This is a genomic window from Desulfatitalea alkaliphila, from assembly GCF_022968795.1.
GTDB lineage: Bacteria > Desulfobacterota > Desulfobacteria > Desulfobacterales > Desulfosarcinaceae > Desulfatitalea > Desulfatitalea alkaliphila.
Window position 1 is genome coordinate 1 of the sequence record NZ_JALJRB010000086.1, and the last position, 749, is coordinate 749.

Annotated in this window: 1 protein-coding gene and 1 pseudogene; both read right to left on the minus strand. The window is 59.9% G+C overall.

From position 1 onward, the window contains the following. Positions 1-374, minus strand: a pseudogene (locus MRX98_RS21825) (hypothetical protein); the annotation flags it as partial. A 111-nt stretch (positions 375-485) separates the two neighbouring features. Beyond that, on the minus strand, positions 486-749 hold a 264-nt coding region (locus tag MRX98_RS21830), incomplete at its 5' end, for a Druantia anti-phage system protein DruA (protein ID WP_246915302.1).

A 749-nucleotide genomic window follows, 5' to 3' on the forward strand; every position in this document is an offset into this window, starting at 1 on the left:
ACATGAGCGCCGGTGTTTTTGCCGATGCTCTCAAACGTTTCGTCAAAGGAGTTCTTGGCGGCTTCTTCGGCAACCCGACGGCAAAGCTCAAGCGAGTATTTTTGTTCCGGCAGATTCAGCTCGGCATCCAGCGGGTGCAGGCTCGGGCCCTGCTCCTTGCTGTAGTACCCGGCACGCTCTACCGGGACAGTGCCAAAAATCGTCTCAAGCTCCCGTTTATGAAGCCGCACGCAAGGCCTGTCAACCGCGTCCGCGCCCGTTACAGGCAGATTGGTTTGTCCGGGACCGCGGGATTGCAGATGCTCTTCAAGCAGTTTGCGCAGCAGCTCGCGGCCCATCTGTTCAAGTTCGCGCTCAATTTCACTATGGGTCATTTGGCAAACCTCCCGGCTGCAAAGCCGTGCGACAATTTGCTCGAATTTTTCCCTGGACCGGTCATACAGTCGCTCCCGGGACGACAATACAGCCGTTGCATTCATCGCCCCTTACTCCCCCGCGCGTCCGGCTGTCAGTCTTTGTCGCGCATCCTTTACCAGCGGATGGACCATCACGGTTTTGACCTGCGCCCCATGACGCTGATGGTTGCGATCCATGCGACCCCGGCCGCTGGTCTGGCCAAGCACGATGAAGTTGGACGCCCGGTAACAGCCCCCGTGAAACCGCCGGCTGTCCACGAAAGTTTCCACCAGCCAGGGATCGACACCGTAGGCGTGTCGCCAGTCGGCGCGCAGACGCCGCAAGGCACGGCC